Here is a 19,708-nt window from a genome sequence, read left to right as displayed (position 1 = left end):
GCGCTCCGTGTTGGAGGGTGGGAGGCGACTCGGGAACCGACAGGCATCACGCACGGACGGATCGAGATCATGACGGCGAGAACGGCCGGTTCGGGCAGCGAGAAGATCGTCACCGTCGTCGAGGTGGCGCTGGTCGACGGCGTCTGGGAGTACACCGACCTCAACTTCGGGCTGACGGACGTCCCCCGGGACGAGGCGGCACCGGCGGGCGGTCCCGGCCCGCCCAGGAAGATCGCGCCCTTCGCCTCGCCGCACAACGGCCTGGCCGCCGTCCGGCTCAGGAAGGGCTCCCTGCGCGTCTACTACGTGGACGTCTACGGCGGCATCATCGAGTTCGCGGTCGAGAGCGGGGAGCTGTCCTACCGGAACGTCACGTCCGCGTGCGGCGCGCCGGTCGCCGGCCGCGTGAGCCCGCTGGCCGTCACGGAGTCGGGCGGTCTCGCGGTCCACTACGTCGACACGGACGGGCGGCTGTGCCGGCTGTGGCACAAGGACGGCGGATGGTCCTGGTACCGGTACGGCGGCACCGAAGCTCCCGCCGTGTCCCCGGCCAGCGCGCTCGCGGCGATGGTCACCGCCGAGGTCTCCCGGGGGTTCGTCTACTACCTGGACACCCACAACCGCCTCTTCGAGGTCGGCTGGCAGCACGACAAGAAGGCCGCGGTGAGCGATCTCAGCGACCTCGTCCGCGGGCTGCCCGCGCTGTCGCCCGTCGGCCCGCTCTCGGCCGTGGGCTTCGGCACGGACTCCCGCCGGGTCTACTTCCTGGACCTCAACGACAACCTCGTCGAGCTCGCGCACACCGTCGGGAAACCGGGCCAGTCCTGGTGGTCCTTCGCGAACCTGGCCACCGCCGCGGGCGCTCCGGTGGCCCGTGAGGGCAGCGCGCTCGTCGCCCGGCTCACCACCCGGTCGCACACCCGGGCGTACTACGACGGAGTCGACGGCGACACCGTCGAGGTCGAGAACTCGGGGACCGGATGGGCCCCCACCACCCCGGGCCGGCTCGCGAACGACGGGGCCTGCGCCCCGCGCGCGGCGGACACCAGCGCGCTGGCCGCGGTCCTGTCGGCAGACGACGTCAGGAACCACGTGTTCTACCAGGACGGCGACGGGCATCTGATCGACCTGGAATGGACCGGCGGCCGGTGGGTGTCCCGCGACCTGACCGCCCACCTGGGCCTTCCGGTGGCGGCGCACGCCTCGCCGTTGTCGGCCGTCTTCGACGGCGGTCCGCGCGCCTACTACCTGAGCGCCGAGTAGGGAGCACGCCATGGAGATGAACGACTTCTACCAGGCCGCCCTCGACGGCACCCTCCGCTCCCACGAGAGGGGCGACGAGGGCGTGCTGGTCGTCACCAACGACACCTCGGTCCACCTCGACCTCTTCTGGATCGACGGCCGGGGCGACCACGCGGGCTACAACGCGCGGACCGGTTTCTGGGAGGCCGGCTATCCGGGCACGCGCCTGGAGCCCGACGGCGGGCAGATGATGGTCGACACCTGGCCCGGCCACGTCTGGCTCGCCCGGGTCTCCGCGTCCGGCGCCTTCGCCGCCGTCTTCGAGATGGCGGACAAGCGGCGCCAGTTGACCACCCTCTCCGGCGCGGACCTGCTGGACCCGAACGACCTCGGGGAGGTCCCGATGCCCAGCAGGACGAAGCTCATCCCGCCGGACGGGCCGCGCATCCTGGTCGGCACCGGCACGCTCCCGATCGGCAACACCGTGAGCCGCGAGCAGTTCTGGCAGCGCCAGCCCGAGTCGTACAGCATCGCCCCCGGGCAGACGAAGACGGTCACCTACACGGCCACCTCGGGCACCCAGGACAGCTCGTCGAGCGAGGACACCGTCTCCAAGTCCATCAGCGCGAGCGTGAGCGCCGGCTGGGGCCCGGTCAGCGCCTCGGTGTCGGCCGCGCTGAGCAGCTCGTCGACGACCAGCCAGCAGCTCACCGTGACGACCCAGGACACCTCGTTCGTGTCGAACGAGTACGAGAACAAGAACGAGTACCCGGAGATGATGCTCTTCTGGCAGCTGGTCGACGTCGTCACCGTCTTCGACCCAGCCGGGAACCCGCTCTCCGCCATCGTGACCGGCACCCAGCCCGTCGTGATCTCCGGCCCGTGGAACGTCGACGAGCTCAAGAAGCCGCCGGTGGAGCCGGCCGTCGTCCACGAGGTCGGCTCCCGGCCCACCCTCGCGTCGGTCGAACCGGCGATGCGCATCACCTCCTAGGAGGCCCGCCATGCCCCTCGACCAGCCCGTCCGGCCGACCCCGGGCGGATACGAGATCCACTGCGGCCCGACCCGTACCTCCGGGACGCTGGGAGCCACCGTCCTCTGGGAAGGCCTGAGGATCGGGATCACGAACGCGCACATCCTCCCTTTCAAGGGGGAGGCGGTCTTCCAGCCCAACTGCCTGACGCATCGCTACGCCCGGAAGATCGGCAACGTCGAGGGGGTCTCCGCGGGCCGTCTGTACCCCAACGAGCAGGCCTACTTCGCCGACGTCGAGAACCGGGAGGACGCACTGTACGACTTCGCCTACTTCCAGGCCCTCCCCGCGGAGACGTCGACGCGGATCGCCGGTGGCATCTACGACGGCCCCTGGGGCCTACTCCACGGGTGGCTGGGCATCGACCCCGTTCCGCTGCAACTGCGGGAACCCAAGCTGGGGGAAGAGGTGCGCTGGATCGGAAAGGCGACGGCGGCGGTCCGGACGGGCCGGATCGTCGACCTCGATCACTGGGGGTTCATCCAGCGCACGAGGGATCCGGACCGGTTCGTCGGCATGGCGGGGATGATCCGGATGGAACCGCTCGGCGGCCCCTCCCAGGCGGGCGACTCGGGCGCCGCACTCGTCGCGACCACCGACCAGCGGATCGTCGGCCTGTACTGCGGCGCCACCGCGGACGAGAAGTTCGACCTCGGTTCCAAGATCCCGGCGAACGCGTTCGAGCTCGGATCGAGCACGCCCGTCTCCCAGGAGCTGGCGAGAGAGCGGTACGAGAAGTACCGGACGAAGCCGAAGGAGCAACAGGTGTTGCGGTGACCGCCCCCGTCGCCCCGCCCCCGTCGCCCCGGCCGCTACGCGCCGGGCGGCAGGAACTGGCGGGTCAGGGCGAACGCGGCCGTGGCGGTGGACAGCAGCGTGTTGATCCGGCCGAGGACGCGGGCCGTCCGGTCCGCGTCCTGGCCCTCGACGGCCGAGGCCAGGTCGTCGGCGTACTCCCGGGCCCGCACCGCCTCGTCGGGCGTCGCGGTGTCCGCGTCCGCCCGCAGGGCGTGGATCAGCTGCTGGTGGGAGATCTGGGCCCCGGTGTTGGTCTGGTTGCCGTAGCCGCCGTGGGCGACCGACTGGTGGCTGTTGACGTTCGCCACGATGAAGCCGCCCGTACCCGAGGAGATGTTCACGCCTCCGCCTCCCGTCCAGATGAACTTGCTCTGGTACTCCGCCCAGCCCTTGCGCGTCACGCAGTAGGCGCCGAACCGCCAGCCCCTGACCTTGATCAGCTTGTGCTTGAGCGGCTCCTCCAGGATCCGCAGGGCGTCCGCCCGGTTCCACCCCTGCTCGATGAAGTAGGGCCGCATCGTCACGCGCGGTCCCGGGTTCGTGGCCTTCCGGCAGATCGCGCGGAACGCCTGCCCCTGGCACATCTCCAGCTGCCCCGGGGCGAGCGACGGCTCCGGCAGCCGCCAGTGGTGCGCCGTCCTGCGGCCCCACACGAACAGCGCGCGCAAGCCCCAGCACACCAGGCCGATCAACACCACGTGTTCCAGCCTCATGCCTGTCAGCCTCCCCCGAGTCACTGTCAAGTGAGGGAATGGTAGGGGTGGTCGGCCTAAAGCGCGCCTGCTTTCCGGTCGGATTCCGCCCGGGACGCCGGTACGGGAGCCGCGGCGAGGAGAGGCGCCCGCCCGGACCGGAGCGCCGTCCATGTCACCCACACCGCCAGCAGCAGCGCCGCCGCCCCGGCCGCGCCCAGTCCGGCGCGCAGGCCCGGGGGGCGGAACGAGCAGGTCACCGAGGTGCGGCCGTCGGCGCGGACCGCGACCAGGCCGCCGTACGCGTCCGCCGGGCGGCCCTCGCAGGTCCAGCCGGCGAGGCGCGGGGCGGCGAGGACGACGGTGCCCCGGGTGCCGGGGCGCAGGCCGGCGCGGAAGCCGTCGGAGGTGACGGTGATCGTGGTGGGGGCGGTGGAGCGGAGGGCGGCGACGGCCGTGGCCAGGCGGGTGCGGTCGAGGCAGGCGAGTTCGCCGTGGTGGCCCTGGCCGGTGAGGACCGGGACCGAGGGCCGCGCGGGGGTGCCCAGGGAGGTCAGGGTGGCCCGCCACTTCTGGAGCTGTCCGCGCAGCTTCACCGTGCGGTCGCCGAGGCGGGCGGTGCCGGTGAAGTCGGGCGCCCAGAGGAAGGTCTCGGTGCCGGTGCGGCAGGCGCCGCCGGCGGCCGGGGGCTCGTAGACGCGGGCGCCCAGGAGGAGTTCCTGGTTGCGGAAGGGGGAGGGGCCGTAGGCGGGCGGCGGGCCCGGCGGGCGCACCGTCACGAGCGGTGCCGTCGGGCCCGTACGGACCACGGCGCCGTCCCGCCAGCGGGCGCCGACCGCGAACAGGGCGTCGGTCACCGGGTTGTCGAGGCTCTGGAGGTTGCGCCCCCGGGAGGTCCAGCCGACGCCCAGGTCCCGCATGGTGCGGGTCAGCACGTCGGGGGTGAGGCTGCTGTAGTAGGCGCCGCCCTGGCCGCCGAGGAGCATCGGCTCGTTGCCGGTGACCTGCGGGCGGCCGGAGTCGGTGCGGTACGCGGGCCAGCCGTCGGCCTCGGCGAGCGCGGCGGCCCGGCGGGTGTCGGCGGCGCTCCACGCCGGGTAGTCGTCGAGGCGGGCAAGGCGTTCCTGGTCGCCCCAGGCCGTGGTGGCGGCCACCTGCGCGACGAGGACGGCGGCCAGGACGAGGACGGCGGGCCGCCCCCGGCGCACCACGAGGGGTGCCGCGAGACCCGCCGCGAACAGGGCCCAGCCCCAGCCGGTCGCCTGCGCGCTGCCGAGCGCCGCCAGGGCGAGCAGGCCGATCAGGCCCGTGCCGCCGAGCAGCGCCCGCCGCTCCGGCGGTCCGTCGGCGACGGCCTGCCACGCGGCGAGCACCAGGACCCCGGCCAGCACGAAGGTCTGCCGGTAGGGGCTGCCGTTCGGGGTGGCGAAGACGTGCCACACCAGGTGCGTCGGGCCCCACTGGAGGGAGAGCGCGACCGCCGCGACCAGCACCGGCCACCGCCACACCGCGGGCGCGCGGGCGTCGCGGCGGAAGAGCAGGGAGGCGGCGAGGACCGGGACCGCGGTGAAGACGAAGAGGGCCGGGGTGGCGAAGCCGTACGTGGCGGGCATCAGGCGGGCGGCCAGGTCCGGGCCGTCCGCCGCGGCGAAGTCCCGGACGACGCCCGGATAGGCGTGCCGGGTGCCGAGGAAGACCGGCAGCAGCAGGGGCGCGCTGAGCCCGACCCCGAGCAGCACGGTCACCGCGCCCCGCAGCAGCACCCGCCACCGCGGCGCCGTGACCAGCAGGACGAGGGCGGCGCCGAGGGTCGCCATGTAGGCGGTGTAGAAGTTCGCGGTCCAGCAGGCCGCCACGAGGAGCGTCCCGAGCAGCGGCCGCCGCCCCTCCCGTACCCACACGCCCACCAGGCACAGCAGCGGGAACGCGATCAGGCCGTCCATCCACATGGGGTTGTAGACGGCCTCCAGGAGCGCCCAGCCGCAGGTGCCGTACGCGGCGCCCAGCAGGCCCGCCGCCCACCACGCGCCGGGCCGGATCCGCGGCAGCACCCACGCCATCGCCGCCGCGGCGGCGGCCATCTTCAGGACGGTGATCCCGTACAGCGCGTACGCGAGGTCCGCGCGCGGGAAGAGGGCGACGAGCGGGGCGAACGGGCTCGTCAGGTAGGTGCCGAGGTCGGGGAGGAAGCTGCTGCCCCAGCCGGACTGCCAGTTGAGCAGCAGGCCGCCGTCGGCCCGCCCGTGCAGCAGGTCCCACAGGTGCGCGTGGAAGGGCAGGAACTGGTTGGCGAGGTCGTTGACACCGCGCCGGTGCCGGCCGAACGGGAAGGTGCTCGCGACGGCGTCCCCCGCGCACACGGCGAGCACGGTGAGCAGTGCGGCGAGCCCGGCGGCACGCGGGATCCGGATCTTCATCGTGTGTCGAATATGGCAGCGGGAACGGGCGTGAAGGTGTGAAATCGGTGTACGGGAAGGTCAGTTCATTCAATGGTCGCCTGCCCGTCACCGGTCGAATCCGACGCCGACATCCGCACCCGTTGTCGTGTCGTGCGTGCTGCTCTCGATCGTGGTCCCGTGCTTCAACGAAGAAGAGATCATCGGTCGCTTCCACGACCATGTGACGAAGGAACTCTCCCGTTTCGAGGGAGAATTCGAGATCGTCTATGTGGACGACGGAAGCCATGACCGTACGCTGCCGCTCCTGGAGGAGATCGCCGCAGGCGACCCCCGGGCGCGCTACGTCTCCTTCAGCCGCAACTTCGGCAAGGAGGCCGCGATGCTGGCCGGTCTCCAGCACGCGGGCGGTGACGCCGTCGTCATCATGGACGCCGACCTCCAGCATCCGCCGGAGCTCGTGCACCGCATGGTGGCCCTGCACGGCGAGGGGTACGACCAGGTCATCGCCCGGCGCACCCGCACCGGCGACCGGGTCACCCGCACCCTGACCGCCCGCGCCTACTACTGGGCGATCAACCGGCTGGTGGACGTCGAGCTGGTCGACGGTGTCGGCGACTTCCGGCTGCTTTCCCGCCGCACGGTCGACTCGATTCTCGAACTGACCGAATACAACCGGTTCTCGAAGGGGATCTTCGCCTGGGTCGGATTCCGGACGACGACCTTCTCGTACGAGAATGCCCTGCGCGAGGACGGGCGTTCGAAATGGACCTTCGGAAAGCTGCTGAACTACGGGCTCGACGGTCTCATCTCCTTCAACAACAAGCCACTGCGGGCCGCCGTCTATCTTGGAATGGCACTGGTCGCGGTGGCTTTCGCCTACGCGGCCTGGATCGTCGGTGTCGCCCTGGTGAACGGGGTGGACACCCCCGGCTATGTGACCCTGCTCGTCACGGTCACGGCGCTCGCGGGCGTGCAGATGGTGATGCTGGGGCTGGTCGGCGAGTACGTCGGACGCATCTACTACGAGGTGAAGCGGCGCCCGCACTTCCTGGTGAAGGCCACCAACGCGGCCGTCCCGGCCCAGCGCGCCGCCCGTGACAAGGAGCTCCTGCGCCGATGACGACGCTGCCGCCGACACCGCCGACGCCGATGCCGACGCGGCCGACGACCCGCACCGCCGTCCTCGGGCAGGTGGTGCGCTTCGCCCTGGTCGGCGCCGTCAACACCGGCACGTACTACGGCCTCTACCTGCTGCTCGGGCTCCGGCTCCCGTACCTCGCCGCCCATGTCCTGGCGTTCGCGCTCTCCATGGTCGGCTCGTTCTTCCTCACCTCGTACTTCACCTACCGGACCCGCCCCACCTGGCGGAAGTTCCTCCTCTTCCCGCTGACCAACGCCGCCAACTTCGTCGTCACGACCGTCGGCGTCTACGTCCTGGTGGACCTGCTGTCCGTCGACAGCACCTACGCGCCGCTGCTCGCGGCGGCGGCGGCCATCCCGGTCACCTTCCTGCTCTCCCGGACGATCATGCTGGGACCCGACACCACCCGAACACGTGAGTCGTTGACCGAAACAGTCGCTTCCAAGTAGTGGCCCGGGCCACGGCGACTGCCTAACATCGATCACCGCACGGTCGTCCCACTGACGCACGACCCACGCCGGGAGGCTCCTTTGCACCGCCGCACCGCGCTCTCCGTCTCCGCCGTCGCCCTGCTCGCCGCGGCCCCGCTGCTCACCGCCTGTGGCAGTGACGCCCATCCCGGGGCGGCGGCCGTCGTCGGCGGTCAGCGGATCGAGGTCTCCAGTCTGCAGGCGCAGGTCGAGGACGTACGGGCCGCCCAGCAGGCCTCGCCGCAGTCCGCGCAGCTGATCAAGGAGACCGGCGACCTCAGCCGGCGCAAGCTGCACAGCCTGATCTTCGACCGGGTCGTCGACAAGGTCGCCGCCGAGAACGGGGTCACCGCGAGCCGCGGGGAGATCCAGAAGGCCCGCGGCGACTTCGCCCGCCAGAGCGGCGGCGAACAGCAGATGGCCGCCGTGCTGCTCCAGCAGCAGGGCGTCGCGCCCGACCAGATCGACGACGTCGCCCGGCGGGCCGTCCTCATGAACAAGATCGCCGAGAAGCTGGGCGCCACCGACTCCCCCGAGGGCCAGAAGAAGCTCACCGAAGCCTTCGGACGGGCCTCCAAGGCGCTGCGGATCGACGTCAACCCGCGCTTCGGGAGCTGGGACGACGAGAAGATCCAGCTCGCCGCCTACAACGCGCCGTGGGTGCGGCAGATCAGCAAGGCGCCCGAGCAGAACCTGTGAGCCGTGGGCCGGGGTAGGTTCGAAGGGTGAACGCCCAGAACCCTGACCCCGGCCGCATCGTCCTGCTCACCGCCAGCCATCGCGTCGCGCCCGGGCTGCTGTCCTGGCCCGCCTGGCAGGCGCTGCGCGCGGCCGACCGGGTGCTGTGCCCCGACCCGGGCCACCCCCAGCTGCCGTACCTGCGCGAGGCCGGGGTCGACGCCGAGCTCCTGCGGCCCTCGGCCCAGGAGCTGGTGGAGGCGTGCGCCGGGGGCCGGACGGTCCTCGTGCTGCCGTCGGGGGAGGGGGACGCGGCGCTGACCGACGGCCTCGCCCGGCTCGCCGGCTCCGGCCGCGTCACCATGCCCGACCTGGAGCTGCTGCCCGGCTCGTACGACCTGCCGGGGGCCCGGCTGCTCGACCTCGTGCAGGTCATGGACCGCATCCGGCGGGAGTGCCCGTGGTCCTCGCGGCAGACGCACGAGGGGCTCGCGAAGTACGCCATCGAGGAGGCGTACGAGCTCGTCGAGGCCATCGAGGACGGCGACCGGGAGGCGCTGCGCGAGGAGCTCGGCGACGTGCTGCTCCAGGTGGTGTTCCACGCCCGGATCGCGGAGGAGGACGCCGAGGAGCCGTTCTCCGTGGACGACGTGGCCGGGACGATCGTGGCGAAGCTGATCCACCGGCATCCGCACGTCTTCGGCGACGCGACCGCCGAGACGCCGGAGGAGGTCAAGGCGCACTGGCTGCGGACCAAGGCCGACGAGAAGCGGCGGGAGTCCGTGACCGACGGGGTGCCGCTCGGGCAGCCGGGCCTCGCGCTCGCGGCGAAGCTCGCGGGCCGGGTGCGCACGGCCGGGCTCGGCGTCGCCCCGCCCACGGGGGACGGCATCGGGTACGAGCTGCTGGCGCTCGCGGTGCGGGCGGAGGCCGCCGGGGTCGACCCCGAGGCGGCGCTGCGGGCGGCGGGCCGGCTCTACCGGGACGCGATCCGCGAGGCGGAGGGCGTCGGCGAGGGCTCCGGCGCCGAGTAGGGGCCGCGGGCCGGGTCACCCCGAGGGGTTCAGGGCTCGCGCGGGGCGCGGGCCTCCGGGTTGTGCCAGTGCAGCGGGGGCGGCTCGATCAGCCACTCCGCGCGGGTGTTCGGGCGCTTGGTGAAGCGGCCCACGGCCGGGAGCGTGTCGTGGAAGACGCGCGCCGGGTCGGTGCCGAGCTCCTCCAGTTCCTCGGCGACCTCGCCGAGGAAGCCGGGCGGGCCCGCGAGGTAGACGTCGTGGGCGGGCCAGTGGACGGCCGCCCGCAGGGCCTGGACGAGGCGTTCGGTGGCCTGGTCGCGGGGCCGGCGGGGCGCGGCGGTGATGTAGGTGACGTGCAGGCCGGGTATGAGCGCGCGGAACCGCTCGGCGTCCGCCCTCCCGTACAGGTACTCCTTGGCGCGGGCGACGACGAACAGGCGCCCCTCCAGCTCGGGTTCGTCCTCGGCGGCCTCCTCCAGGAGGGCCCGTACGGGTGCCCAGCCGGTGCCCGCGGCGATGTAGGTGCGGGGCTTGCCGGGCGGGGTGCGGGCGGTGAGGGCGCCGCCGGGGCTGCTGAGCCGCACCGTGTCGCCGACCCGCAGCACCTCGGTGAGCGCGGTGCTCATCAGGCCGCCCGCGACCCGGCTGACATGGAGTTCGAGGGTGCCGTCGGCGCGGGGCGCGCCGGCCAGGGAGTAGGTGCGCCAGATCCGGGGCAGGTGCGGGGTGCTGACGCTGACGTACTGCCCGGGCAGGTACGGGTAGGGGCGGCGGGGGCGCAGGGTCAGCAGGGTGAGGTCGTCCCCGTACCGCTGGTGGCCGACGAGGTCGGCGTCCCACCAGGCCGGCTGCCCCTCCTTCTCGGCGGCCGAGGCGCCGGCCGTCATCAGCTCGGCGACCCGCCCGTACGCCTCGGTCCACGCCTTCTCGGCCTCGATGGTCCAGGCGGCCCCGGAGGCGTGCGCGAAGGCGGCGAGCAGGCTGGTGCCGACGGCGGAGTAGAGGGCGGGCGTGGCCAGGAACTTGCGGTGGTCGCGGCCCAGTTCGCGGAGGTAGTGGGGGAGTCCCGGCTCCTCCAGCCGGTTCACCACGTGGGTGAGGGCGGCGAAGAGGCGGTCGCGCTGCGGGGCCAGGTCCTGGGGGAAGAGCGCGCGCATGCCCGGGTTGTTCCAGAAGAGGTGCGAGTAGAAGAAGGTGACGGCGTGTTCGGCCCGTCTCTCGACGACCGCGAACGTACTTCTGAGCAACTGGGCATCCACGGGGTGAATCTAGGCCACGGGGCGTCACGTGACGATCACAACCGCGGGGCCGGAGGCGGAATCCGGGCTTCCCCCGGGGGCGGGCGTCTAGGTTTTCGATCATGAACCTCTTCCGCAATGGACATGGCAAACGAGAGCGCGGGCGACATAGCGGCGGGCGCCGCCCGGGGGCCTGGCCGGTCTCCCTCGCCGCCCTCGCGGTCCTCCTCCCGACGGTGCCCGCGCTCGGCCTCGCCGCCGCGCCGCCCGCCGCCGCGAGCGGCACCCGGATATCCACCGACGGCGACCTCGGCACCCAGCAGATCCTCTTCCGCTCCGGGACCGCCGGCTACGGCTGCTTCCGCATCCCGACCCTGGTGAAGACGGCCAAGGGCACGCTGCTCGCCTTCGCCGAGGGCCGTACCTCCCCCTCGTGCGCGGACCGCGGCCCCATCGACATCGTGGTGCGCCGCTCCACCAACGACGGACGCACCTGGTCCCCGATCCGGGTCGTCCTCTCCGGCACCGAGACCGACCCGGACGCCCCGCACGTGCGCGGCAACCCCTCGCCGGTCGCCGACCGCGACGGCGGCGTCCTCCTCCTCTCCAACTCCGAGACCTCCGCCCCGGTCAGCACCCGCATGTCCTGGGTGCAGCGGAGCGACGACGACGGCCTGAGCTTCGGCGCCCCGCGCGCCATCCCGCGGCTGACCGCGAGCGGGAAGAAGTGGTTCGGCACCGGCCCCTCGCACGGCATCCAGATCCAGGAGGGCCCGCACGCCGGACGCCTGGTCGTCGGCGCCTACGAGACCGCGAGCGACACCGCCGGGTCCGAGGACCAGCGGGCCGGCGTCCTCTACAGCGACGACCACGGGCAGAACTGGACCGCGAGCGTCACCGAGAACTCCTTCCTGCGCGCCAAGGACCTGCCCGCACCGCCGCCCGGCAGCACCCCCGACACCCCCGTCGCCAAGCCCGGCGAACCGGTGGTGGCCGAGCTGCCCGGCGGCCAGGTCTACGTCAGCGCCCGCAGCCCCTACGACGTACGGGTCAGCGCGACCGACGCCACCCAGGTCGAGGGCCACCGCACCCACACGAGCGCCGTCGACGACCCGACCGGCGCCCTCAAGGTGCCCAGGCTGGGGCTGACCAGGGGATTCAAGGGGCCGGACGTGCAGGTGGGCCTGCTCGCCCCCCGCCAGACCTACCGCAGCCGCCCCGGCGACCTGCTCCTCATGTCGACGCCCTCGCACATGACGCTCCGCCAGGGCATGCGGATCCGCTACTCCGACGACCGCGGCGAGACCTGGCAGGACGCCCCCGGCGGGCAGGTCGCCAAGGCGCTCGGCGACCGGGCCGGCTACTCCGACCTGGCCGAGCTGTCCGCCGGCGAGATCGGCATGGTCCACGAGGGCGGCCAGTCCTTCTCGGCCGAGCACCTCTACTTCACCCGCTTCACGGTCGGCGAGCTCGGCCTCCCGGGCGCCTTCGCCGCCCAGGGCACCGCGCTGCCGCAGACCTCCCCGGCCGCCGGCCGCACCAGCCCCGACACCACCGTCCAGGCCGCCGACGTCTACCTCGGCAGCGGCGCCACGCTCGCCCCGGGCGCCCGGTTCGGCGCGCGGAGCTTCGGCCAGGGCCTCACGCTGGACGGCGGCGCCGACGGCAACGCCGGCTCCGCCGACCTGCCGTACGCGCCCGAGCTCGACCCGGGCGCCGGGGACGTCACGTACTCCCTCTTCTTCTCCTACGACGCCACCGCCACCACCCCGCAGCAGACCCTGCTCTGGGCGTACGGGGTCGGCGACCCCCGGCCGCAGGTGTGGGTCCGGGTACAGCCGCAGAACGACCAGGTCATGGCCCGGGTCGAGGGCGACAGCGGGCAGCACGTGACGCTGACCCTCAAGGCGCCCGCGCACCCGACCGCCAGGGCCTTCGGCGACGGCCTCTGGCACCACCTGGTCCTCACCCGCCAGGGCGCCGCCGTCACCCTCCGGGTCGACGACCTCACCGCCCAGGACACCCGCACCGACGTCGGCCGGCTCGCCCCGGCGCGCACCGCCGACCCGGCCGGCATCCGCCTCGGCGACAAGCCGGGCACGGACGTCAGCGACGGCTTCACCGGCACCCTCGACGAGTTCCGGCTGTACGGCACGGTCCTGTCCGACCAGGACCGGGACGCCCTGCGCGGCCCGAGGCCCGAGGACGTGGCCCCGGCCGCGCTCAGGGCCCACCTGCCCTTCGAGGTGATCGACACCGCAGACCCGGTCGCCCTCGTGAACACCCGGATCCAGGACGACGTCTCCGGCCACTGCGCCGACGGCACCGTGCTCGGCACCACCAGCACCGAGAGCGCGGTCGTCAAGGGCCGCATCGGCGGCGGCGCCCTCGCCGTCGGCCCGAACCTCCCGGGCGTCGAGGTGCCCTACGTCCCCGCCGTCGACAACGGCAGCGGCGAGTTCACCTTCGCCCTCTGGTTCCGCTACGACTCCGCCGCCGCCCCGCAGGACGCGGCGCTGCTCTGGGCGTACGGCTCCACCTCCGGCAAGCCCTCGCTGTGGGTGCGGGCCAAGCCGTCCGCCGACCGGCTGACGGCCCGCCTGGAGACCGCCGGCGCCTCGATCCCGCTCGACGTGATCGACACGAAGGCCGACCGGGTCGCGTTCGGCGACAACGCCTGGCACCTCCTCACCCTGACCCGCAGGAAGGCCACCCCGGACGCCGCGGCGACCACCGTCAGCCTGCGCGTCGACAACGGCACCCCCACCACCGCCGAGGGCCTCACCGGCTCCTTCACGGACGGCATCGCCGCCCCCGAGGGCTTCCGCGTCGGCTCCAAGCCCACCGGCACCGACGTCCTCACCGGCCAGCTCGACGACTTCCGCTACTACAAGCGGGCCCTGACGGCGACCGAGGAGACCGGCCTCTACGCCACGGCCGTCGGCGGATCGAGCGCCCCGCGCGACCCGTACGTCTGGTGGACCATGGAAGGCGGCCACACCGAGCAGCACCTGGTGAGCCGCCCCGCCGACGACCCGGCCGCCCGCGCCACCCCCGACGCCTCCCGGCACTGCGGCCACGGCCTCGTGCGCCCCGGCGCCACCGTCACCGACACCGGCGGCAGGTTCGGCCGGGGCCTCGACCTCGACGGGCGGACCGGCGCAGTGGAGCTCCCCTACGGGGAGGACCGCGCGCTCGGCTCGGGCGACTTCACCCTGGCGACCTGGGTGCGCTTCCGGCAGGCCGACAACACCAGCCCGGTGCTCGTCTGGGCGTACGGGACCGGAACCTCGGAACGCCAGCTGTGGATCCGCGCCCTCTCCCAGGAGAACAAGGTCGTCGCCCACGTCCAGACCGACCGGGGCATCACCAGCCTGGAGGCGGCGGCCCCGGCCGGGACCGTCCTCGGCGACGACACCTGGCGGCACGTCGTCCTGCGCCGGCAGGGCGGCACGCTGACCCTGTCGGTCGGCGACGGCACCGCCCTGCGGTCCGTGGCCACCGGCACCGTCGCCGGAGCCGTCACCTCCGAGGACGGCTTCGACGTGCGCGGCCTCCGGCTCGGCGCGCGCCCCGACAGCGTGGGGGCGGACAAGGACCGGCTCACGGGCTCGCTCGACGAGTTCACGCTGACCCGGCGCTTCCTGACGGACGCCGAGATCACCACGGTGGGCGGGCCGCTGCCGGTCGAGAGCGCCACCGTGGTCCGGCTGGCCTTCGACCAGCTGACGGCGAAGGGCGTGTACGCCCGCCTGTAGGAGAGGAGTGCGCCCGGAGACGACGGGCGGGCGGGCCGCGCGACCGTACGGGGGCGCGTGCCCGTCGGGGCGGGGGGTTAGTGTCGGGAGCATGCCCGACCAGCCCTCCGCCGCTTCCGTTCCGCCGCCCGCTCCCGAGCTCTTCACCTGGGAGTTCGCCACCGATCCGTACCCCGCCTACGCCTGGCTGCGCGAGCACGCGCCGGTGCACCGGGCGAAGCTGCCCAGCGGGGTGGAGGCCTGGCTGGTGACCCGGTACGCGGACGCCCGGCAGGCGCTCGCCGACCAGCGGCTGTCGAAGAACCCGGCGCACCACGACGAGCCGGCGCACGCCAAGGGCAAGACGGGCATCCCGGGCGAGCGCAAGGCCGAGCTGATGACCCACCTGCTCAACATCGACCCGCCGGACCACACCCGGCTGCGGCGGCTGGTGTCGAAGGCGTTCACCCCGCGCCGGGTGGCGGAGTTCGCGCCGCGCGTGCAGGAGCTCACGGACCGGCTGATCGACGGCTTCGCGGAGAAGGGGAGCGCGGACCTCATCCACGAGTTCGCCTTCCCGCTCCCCATCTACGCGATCTGCGACCTGCTCGGCGTGCCCGAGGAGGACCAGGACGACTTCCGGGACTGGGCCGGGATGATGATCCGGCACGGCGGCGGGCCGCGCGGCGGGGTGGCGCGCTCGGTGAAGAAGATGCGCGGCTATCTGCTCGAACTGATCCACAAGAAGCGCGAGGCCCCGGGGGACGACCTGATCTCCGGGCTCATCAGGGCCTCCGACCACGGCGAGCACCTGACCGAGAACGAGGCCGCCGCGATGGCCTTCATCCTTCTCTTCGCGGGCTTCGAGACCACGGTCAACCTCATCGGCAACGGCGTGTACGCGCTGCTGCGCCACCCGGAGCAGCGGGCGCGGCTCCAGGAGTCGATCGCGGCGGGCGAGACCGGACTCCTGGAGACGGGCGTCGAGGAGCTGCTGCGGTACGACGGTCCGGTGGAGATGGCGACCTGGCGGTTCGCCACCCGGGCGCTGACGATCGGCGGGCAGGAGATCCCGGCCGGCGACCCCGTTCTCGTGGTGCTGGCCGCCGCCGACCGCGATCCGGAGAGGTTCGACCGGCCCGGCACCCTGGATCTGGCGCGGCGCGACAACCAGCATCTCGGGTACGGGCACGGCATCCACTACTGTCTGGGGGCTCCGCTGGCGCGCCTGGAGGGGCAGACGGCGCTGGCGACGCTCCTGACTCGCCTGCCGGACCTGCGACTTGGGGCCGACCCGGAGGAACTGCGGTGGCGCGGCGGGCTGATCATGCGTGGCCTGCGCACGCTTCCGGTGGAGTTCAGCGCTTCCCACAAAGGGCCGCGCGACTGACGCATAGCTGACGGGGCGTCAAGAATGTGATCTTCGCGTGATCTCCGCTGCATCGACTTGTGACTCACGTTCGAATGCCGCTACGTTCACCGGAATCTCAGCCGCCACGCGAAAGGCAGTCCGTATGCGCTCCGGGAACGGACGACACCGCAGACCCCGCCAGGCCCCCGCCCTCGTCGTCGCGGCGGGTGTCACCGGCTCGGCCCTGGCCCTGCCGTTGCTCGCCACCGGCTCCGCCTCCGCGGCGGACGCCCCGACCTGGGACCGGGTCGCCGAATGCGAGTCGGGCGGCGCGTGGAGCGCCAACTTCGGCAACGGGCTCTACGGCGGTCTCCAGTTCACCCAGGAGAGCTGGGAGAAGCACGGCGGCCTGGCGTACGCGCCGAGCCCCGACCTCGCCAGCCGGGCGCAGCAGATCGCCATCGCCGACAAGGCGCTCGCCGCGGGCGACACCCAGTGGGCCACCTGCGCCCCGATCGCCGGCCTGAAGAACGACGGCAGGAAGCCCGCCGTCTCCCCGGGGTCCGCCGCGAAGCCCAAGGCGTCCACGGGCCCGGTCGCCGAGTCCAACCGGACGGACGGCCGTCCGGCCGGCTCGGGGGCGAGCACCACGACCCCGGCCACCCCGGCCGCCCCGGTGACCCCGGCCACCCCGTCGGGCACCGCCACGACCCCGCCCGCGACCCCGGCCACCCCCGACGGCTCCGCGACGCCGGGCACGCCGGACGGCTCCGTCACGCCCGGTACGCCGGTGACGCCCGGTACGCCCGACGCGACGGACCCGGCCTCTCCCGGCACGGGCAAGCACCGCGGTGACGCCGCGTCGGAGAATTCGGGCAACTCGGACACCACGCCTGAATCCGGGCGTCACGCGGCCCCGGCTGACGGGTCGACGGGTGACGTGACCGGCGGTAAGGGCTCGGCGGAGAGCGCGGTCGCCGGGAAGAAGGCGGACAACTCGGGCAAGGCCGACGAATACACCGTCAAGCCGGGTGACAGCCTGTCGGACATTGCGCAGGAGAACGCGCTGCCCGGCGGGTGGGCCGCCCTCTATGACGCCAACAAGAACACGGTCGGCGCCGACCCGGACCTCATCATCCCTGGTCAGAGCCTTGAGTTGAAGGCCGAAACCGTCGCGGCGGCGGAGTAGTTCGCTGCTGAATGTCCGTTATGAGTAAGTGAGACATGGGTCTCTCTTGCCGAACTGGCGTGTCACGTCCGCAAAGTTTGCTTGCGTCGCCCCTCACCTGCGCAAACACCCCTCCCGGGGGAGCAAGTAGGGGCGATATTTCCGGGTTGATGGTCTTTGAACTTCCCCCGGGTCTATGTCTACGGTCATCACCGCTCGCCACCGCGGGCCCCGTCGACCGGTACGCCGAATCCTGCCGCCGACCGACGGGAAGTCGTCGCGCAAGCGCCGAAGGCAGGACCGGGGGACCCAAGGTAAGTGCCGGCCCCGGCCGTTGAGACAGACGGCCGACGATCGGCTTGGGGTGAAGCCGCGTGCAAGGACACGCGGCCGGGCAACTCACTCGCCCGAACCCGACAGCTCACCTCGTAGGCGTCGGTGAGGAGAATTCCCATGCTGTTTTCCGGTAACAAGGGCAAACACCGCCGTCCCTCCAAGGCCACCCGCGTCGCCACGCTCGTCGGCGTCACCGGTGTCGCCGTCGCCGCCCCGCTGATGACCGCGGGCACCGCCTCGGCCGCCACCACCTCCGAGTGGGACGCCGTCGCCGCGTGCGAGTCCGGCGGCAACTGGTCCATCAACACCGGCAACGGTTACTACGGCGGCCTGCAGTTCTCGGCCTCCACCTGGGCCGCGTACGGCGGCACCGCCTACGCCGCGACCGCCAACCAGGCGTCGAAGTCGCAGCAGATCGCCATCGCCGAGAAGGTCCTGGCCGGCCAGGGCAAGGGCGCGTGGCCGAGCTGTGGCGTGGGTCTCTCCAACGCCGCGTACGACGGTGGCTCCGCCTCGTCGAGCTCGTCGAGCCCCAGCTCCTCCTCTTCCTCCTCCAGCTCCTCCTCGTCGAAGCGCTCCACCGAGCAGCCGACGACCCGCAGCGAGCAGCGCCAGGCGCCGAAGACCACGTCGAAGAAGACCGTCTCCAAGAAGACGGTCACCACTCCGACCGGCAAGAAGGTGCAGAAGGGCGACGGCGAGTACAAGGTCGTCGCCGGCGACACCCTCAGCAAGATCGCCCAGGCGCACGGCGTCAAGGGCGGCTGGGCCAAGCTGTTCGAGCTGAACAAGGACGTCGTCGACAACGCCGACCTGATCTACCCGGGCCAGCAGCTCCACCTCAAGTGAGCCTGACGACCCACCCGCGGTGACCACCCCGGTCCGTAGCGCCTTCCCCCGTGCGCTCCGGACCGGGGTTTCCCCGTTCAGACCCCTACCGATCGGTAGTGACGGGTCTTTCGTCCTCAGATACGTGCCCTTGGGTCCTTTTTCGTCCCAGGGGGCGGGCGTCCGGCTGGCCGGAGGCCCGGAGCCGGTTAGGCTCATGTCGCAAGGCGAACGAGACCTTGCCGCATGCGTCACAACCAGCGTCACATCCCAGAAGGAGATGCTCGTGCCGTCCATCGACGTCGTCGTAGCCCGGGAAATCCTGGACTCCCGAGGCAACCCCACGGTCGAGGTCGAGGTCGGCCTCGACGACGGCAGCACCGGTCGTGCTGCCGTGCCGTCCGGTGCCTCCACCGGTGCGTTCGAGGCCCTTGAGCTCCGCGACGGTGACCCCAACCGTTACCAGGGCAAGGGTGTCGAGAAGGCCGTCCTCGCGGTCATCGAGCAGATCGGCCCGGAGCTCGTCGGCTACGACGCCACCGAGCAGCGTCTGATCGACCAGGCGATGTTCGACCTGGACGCCACCCCGGACAAGTCCTCGCTCGGCGCCAACGCCATCCTCGGCGTCTCCCTCGCCGTCGCGCACGCCGCGTCCGAGGCCTCGGACCTGCCGCTCTTCCGCTACCTCGGCGGCCCGAACGCGCACCTGCTGCCCGTTCCGATGATGAACATCCTGAACGGCGGCTCGCACGCCGACTCCAACGTGGACATCCAGGAGTTCATGATCGCGCCGATCGGCGCCGAGTCCTTCTCCGAGGCCCTGCGCTGGGGCACCGAGGTCTACCACACCCTCAAGAAGGTCCTGAAGGACAAGGGCCTGTCCACCGGCCTCGGCGACGAGGGCGGCTTCGCCCCGAACCTGGAGTCCAACCGCGCCGCGCTCGACCTCATCCTGGAGGCCGTCAAGCAGGCCGGCTACGTCCCGGGCAAGGACATCGCGCTCGCGCTCGACTGCGCCGCCTCCGAGTTCTACAAGGACGGCAAGTACGAGTTCGAGGGCAAGTCCCGCTCGGCCGCCGAGATGACCGAGTACTACGAGGAGCTCGTCTCCGCGTACCCGCTGGTCTCCATCGAGGACCCGCTGTTCGAGGACGACTGGGCCGGCTGGAAGGTCATCACCGACAAGCTGGGCGCCAAGGTGCAGCTGGTCGGCGACGACCTGTTCGTCACCAACCCGGAGCGCCTCGCCCGCGGCATCGAGGAGGGCTCCGCGAACGCCCTCCTGGTCAAGGTCAACCAGATCGGCTCGCTGACCGAGACCCTGGACGCCGTCGAGCTGGCCCAGCGCAGCGGCTTCAAGTGCATGATGTCGCACCGCTCCGGCGAGACCGAGGACGTCACCATCGCCGACCTCGCCGTCGCCACCAACTGCGGCCAGATCAAGACCGGCGCCCCGGCCCGCTCCGAGCGCGTCGCCAAGTACAACCAGCTGCTGCGCATCGAGGAGATCCTCGACGACGCCGCGGTCTACGCCGGCCGCAGCGCCTTCCCGCGCTTCAAGGGCTGACACCTGCTCTGAT

At 72.5% G+C, this 19,708-nt stretch carries 15 protein-coding genes and 1 riboswitch; of the genes, 12 read left to right on the top strand and 3 right to left on the bottom strand.

Translation table 11 applies throughout. The features are described 5' to 3' along the window. The first annotated feature begins 69 nt into the window (after window positions 1-69). From AB0Q96_RS13580 to AB0Q96_RS13570, 3 genes are read left to right on the top strand one after another with little or no spacing between them, the layout of a single operon-like run. Window positions 70-1,263: a hypothetical protein gene (locus AB0Q96_RS13580; RefSeq protein WP_365324873.1), complete on the top strand. Its 1,194-nt coding sequence runs from the start codon at window positions 70-72 to the stop codon at window positions 1,261-1,263. A gap of 10 nt (window positions 1,264-1,273) precedes the next feature. Beyond that, window positions 1,274-2,236, top strand: coding sequence for a hypothetical protein (locus AB0Q96_RS13575; protein ID WP_365324871.1), 963 nt, complete (start codon window positions 1,274-1,276; stop codon window positions 2,234-2,236). A 10-nt stretch (window positions 2,237-2,246) separates the two neighbouring features. Next, window positions 2,247-3,053, top strand: a complete 807-nt coding sequence (locus AB0Q96_RS13570) for a hypothetical protein (protein WP_365324869.1) — start codon at window positions 2,247-2,249, stop codon at window positions 3,051-3,053. A 35-nt stretch (window positions 3,054-3,088) separates the two neighbouring features. Here AB0Q96_RS13570 and AB0Q96_RS13565 read toward each other — a convergent pair whose 3' ends face one another. Both AB0Q96_RS13565 and AB0Q96_RS13560 read right to left on the bottom strand, forming a co-directional pair. Then, entirely contained in the window at window positions 3,089-3,787 is a 699-nt protein-coding gene (locus tag AB0Q96_RS13565; protein ID WP_365324867.1) for a hypothetical protein, read from the bottom strand. Between the two features lie 56 nt (window positions 3,788-3,843). Beyond that, the gene (locus AB0Q96_RS13560) at window positions 3,844-6,183 is read right to left on the bottom strand and encodes a YfhO family protein (protein ID WP_365324865.1); all 2,340 of its coding nucleotides are present in this window, start codon (window positions 6,181-6,183) and stop codon (window positions 3,844-3,846) included. A 136-nt stretch (window positions 6,184-6,319) separates the two neighbouring features. Between AB0Q96_RS13560 and AB0Q96_RS13555 the strand changes: the two genes are divergently transcribed. The 4 genes from AB0Q96_RS13555 to AB0Q96_RS13540 all read left to right on the top strand — a co-directional run bounded on the left by AB0Q96_RS13555 (window position 6,320) and on the right by AB0Q96_RS13540 (window position 9,488). Continuing rightward, the gene (locus tag AB0Q96_RS13555; RefSeq protein WP_365324863.1) at window positions 6,320-7,285 is read left to right on the top strand and encodes a glycosyltransferase family 2 protein; all 966 of its coding nucleotides are present in this window, start codon (window positions 6,320-6,322) and stop codon (window positions 7,283-7,285) included. 29 nt (window positions 7,286-7,314) lie between these two features. Further along, window positions 7,315-7,755, top strand: a complete 441-nt coding sequence (locus AB0Q96_RS13550) for a GtrA family protein (protein WP_365325408.1) — start codon at window positions 7,315-7,317, stop codon at window positions 7,753-7,755. An 81-nt stretch (window positions 7,756-7,836) separates the two neighbouring features. Next, a complete protein-coding gene (locus AB0Q96_RS13545) occupies window positions 7,837-8,475 on the top strand; it encodes a SurA N-terminal domain-containing protein (protein ID WP_365324861.1) in 639 nt (212 codons plus the stop codon). A gap of 26 nt (window positions 8,476-8,501) precedes the next feature. Further along, the gene (locus AB0Q96_RS13540; protein WP_365324859.1) at window positions 8,502-9,488 is read left to right on the top strand and encodes a nucleoside triphosphate pyrophosphohydrolase; all 987 of its coding nucleotides are present in this window, start codon (window positions 8,502-8,504) and stop codon (window positions 9,486-9,488) included. 29 nt (window positions 9,489-9,517) lie between these two features. On the opposite strand, the gene AB0Q96_RS13535 is transcribed toward AB0Q96_RS13540, so the two are convergent. Next, window positions 9,518-10,729: a globin domain-containing protein gene (locus AB0Q96_RS13535; protein WP_365324857.1), complete on the bottom strand. Its 1,212-nt coding sequence runs from the start codon at window positions 10,727-10,729 to the stop codon at window positions 9,518-9,520. A 101-nt stretch (window positions 10,730-10,830) separates the two neighbouring features. Between AB0Q96_RS13535 and AB0Q96_RS13530 the strand changes: the two genes are divergently transcribed. The 5 genes from AB0Q96_RS13530 to eno all read left to right on the top strand — a co-directional run bounded on the left by AB0Q96_RS13530 (window position 10,831) and on the right by eno (window position 19,695). Then, window positions 10,831-14,466 carry a LamG-like jellyroll fold domain-containing protein gene (locus tag AB0Q96_RS13530; RefSeq protein ID WP_365324855.1) on the top strand — a complete coding sequence of 1,212 codons (3,636 nt, stop codon included), beginning with the start codon at window positions 10,831-10,833 and terminating at the stop codon, window positions 14,464-14,466. Between the two features lie 91 nt (window positions 14,467-14,557). After that, the gene (locus tag AB0Q96_RS13525) at window positions 14,558-15,835 is read left to right on the top strand and encodes a cytochrome P450 (protein ID WP_365324852.1); all 1,278 of its coding nucleotides are present in this window, start codon (window positions 14,558-14,560) and stop codon (window positions 15,833-15,835) included. A gap of 124 nt (window positions 15,836-15,959) precedes the next feature. Beyond that, window positions 15,960-16,985 carry a transglycosylase family protein gene (locus AB0Q96_RS13520; protein WP_365324850.1) on the top strand — a complete coding sequence of 342 codons (1,026 nt, stop codon included), beginning with the start codon at window positions 15,960-15,962 and terminating at the stop codon, window positions 16,983-16,985. A 255-nt stretch (window positions 16,986-17,240) separates the two neighbouring features. Then, a riboswitch (cyclic di-AMP (ydaO/yuaA leader) is annotated at window positions 17,241-17,414 on the top strand. Between the two features lie 3 nt (window positions 17,415-17,417). Continuing rightward, complete coding sequence (locus AB0Q96_RS13515; RefSeq protein ID WP_365324848.1) at window positions 17,418-18,149, top strand: transglycosylase family protein; 732 nt, start codon at window positions 17,418-17,420, stop codon at window positions 18,147-18,149. A gap of 259 nt (window positions 18,150-18,408) precedes the next feature. Then, window positions 18,409-19,695, top strand: coding sequence for a phosphopyruvate hydratase (eno, locus tag AB0Q96_RS13510; RefSeq protein WP_365324846.1), 1,287 nt, complete (start codon window positions 18,409-18,411; stop codon window positions 19,693-19,695). Window positions 19,696-19,708: the final 13 nt, after the last annotated feature.

The organism is Streptomyces sp. NPDC093111 (assembly GCF_040683955.1).
Taxonomy (GTDB): domain Bacteria; phylum Actinomycetota; class Actinomycetes; order Streptomycetales; family Streptomycetaceae; genus Streptomyces.
Note: the sequence above shows the minus strand (reverse complement) of the source record. Positions and strands in the feature narration are given on the sequence as shown.

Bases quoted from the DNA above. Each gene is read 5' to 3' on its own strand.
- AB0Q96_RS13520 (WP_365324850.1), top strand. From the start codon at position 15,960: ATGCGCTCCGGGAACGGACGACACCGCAGACCCCGCCAGGCCCCCGCC.
- AB0Q96_RS13525 (WP_365324852.1), top strand. From the start codon at position 14,558: ATGCCCGACCAGCCCTCCGCCGCTTCCGTTCCGCCGCCCGCTCCCGAG.
- AB0Q96_RS13550 (WP_365325408.1), top strand. From the start codon at position 7,315: ATGCCGACGCGGCCGACGACCCGCACCGCCGTCCTCGGGCAGGTGGTG.
- AB0Q96_RS13565 (WP_365324867.1), bottom strand. From the start codon at position 3,787: ATGAGGCTGGAACACGTGGTGTTGATCGGCCTGGTGTGCTGGGGCTTG.
- AB0Q96_RS13515 (WP_365324848.1), top strand. From the start codon at position 17,418: ATGCTGTTTTCCGGTAACAAGGGCAAACACCGCCGTCCCTCCAAGGCC.
- AB0Q96_RS13580 (WP_365324873.1), top strand. From the start codon at position 70: ATGACGGCGAGAACGGCCGGTTCGGGCAGCGAGAAGATCGTCACCGTC.
- AB0Q96_RS13560 (WP_365324865.1), bottom strand. From the start codon at position 6,183: ATGAAGATCCGGATCCCGCGTGCCGCCGGGCTCGCCGCACTGCTCACC.
- eno (WP_365324846.1), top strand. From the start codon at position 18,409: ATGCTCGTGCCGTCCATCGACGTCGTCGTAGCCCGGGAAATCCTGGAC.
- AB0Q96_RS13530 (WP_365324855.1), top strand. From the start codon at position 10,831: ATGAACCTCTTCCGCAATGGACATGGCAAACGAGAGCGCGGGCGACAT.
- AB0Q96_RS13570 (WP_365324869.1), top strand. From the start codon at position 2,247: ATGCCCCTCGACCAGCCCGTCCGGCCGACCCCGGGCGGATACGAGATC.
- AB0Q96_RS13575 (WP_365324871.1), top strand. From the start codon at position 1,274: ATGGAGATGAACGACTTCTACCAGGCCGCCCTCGACGGCACCCTCCGC.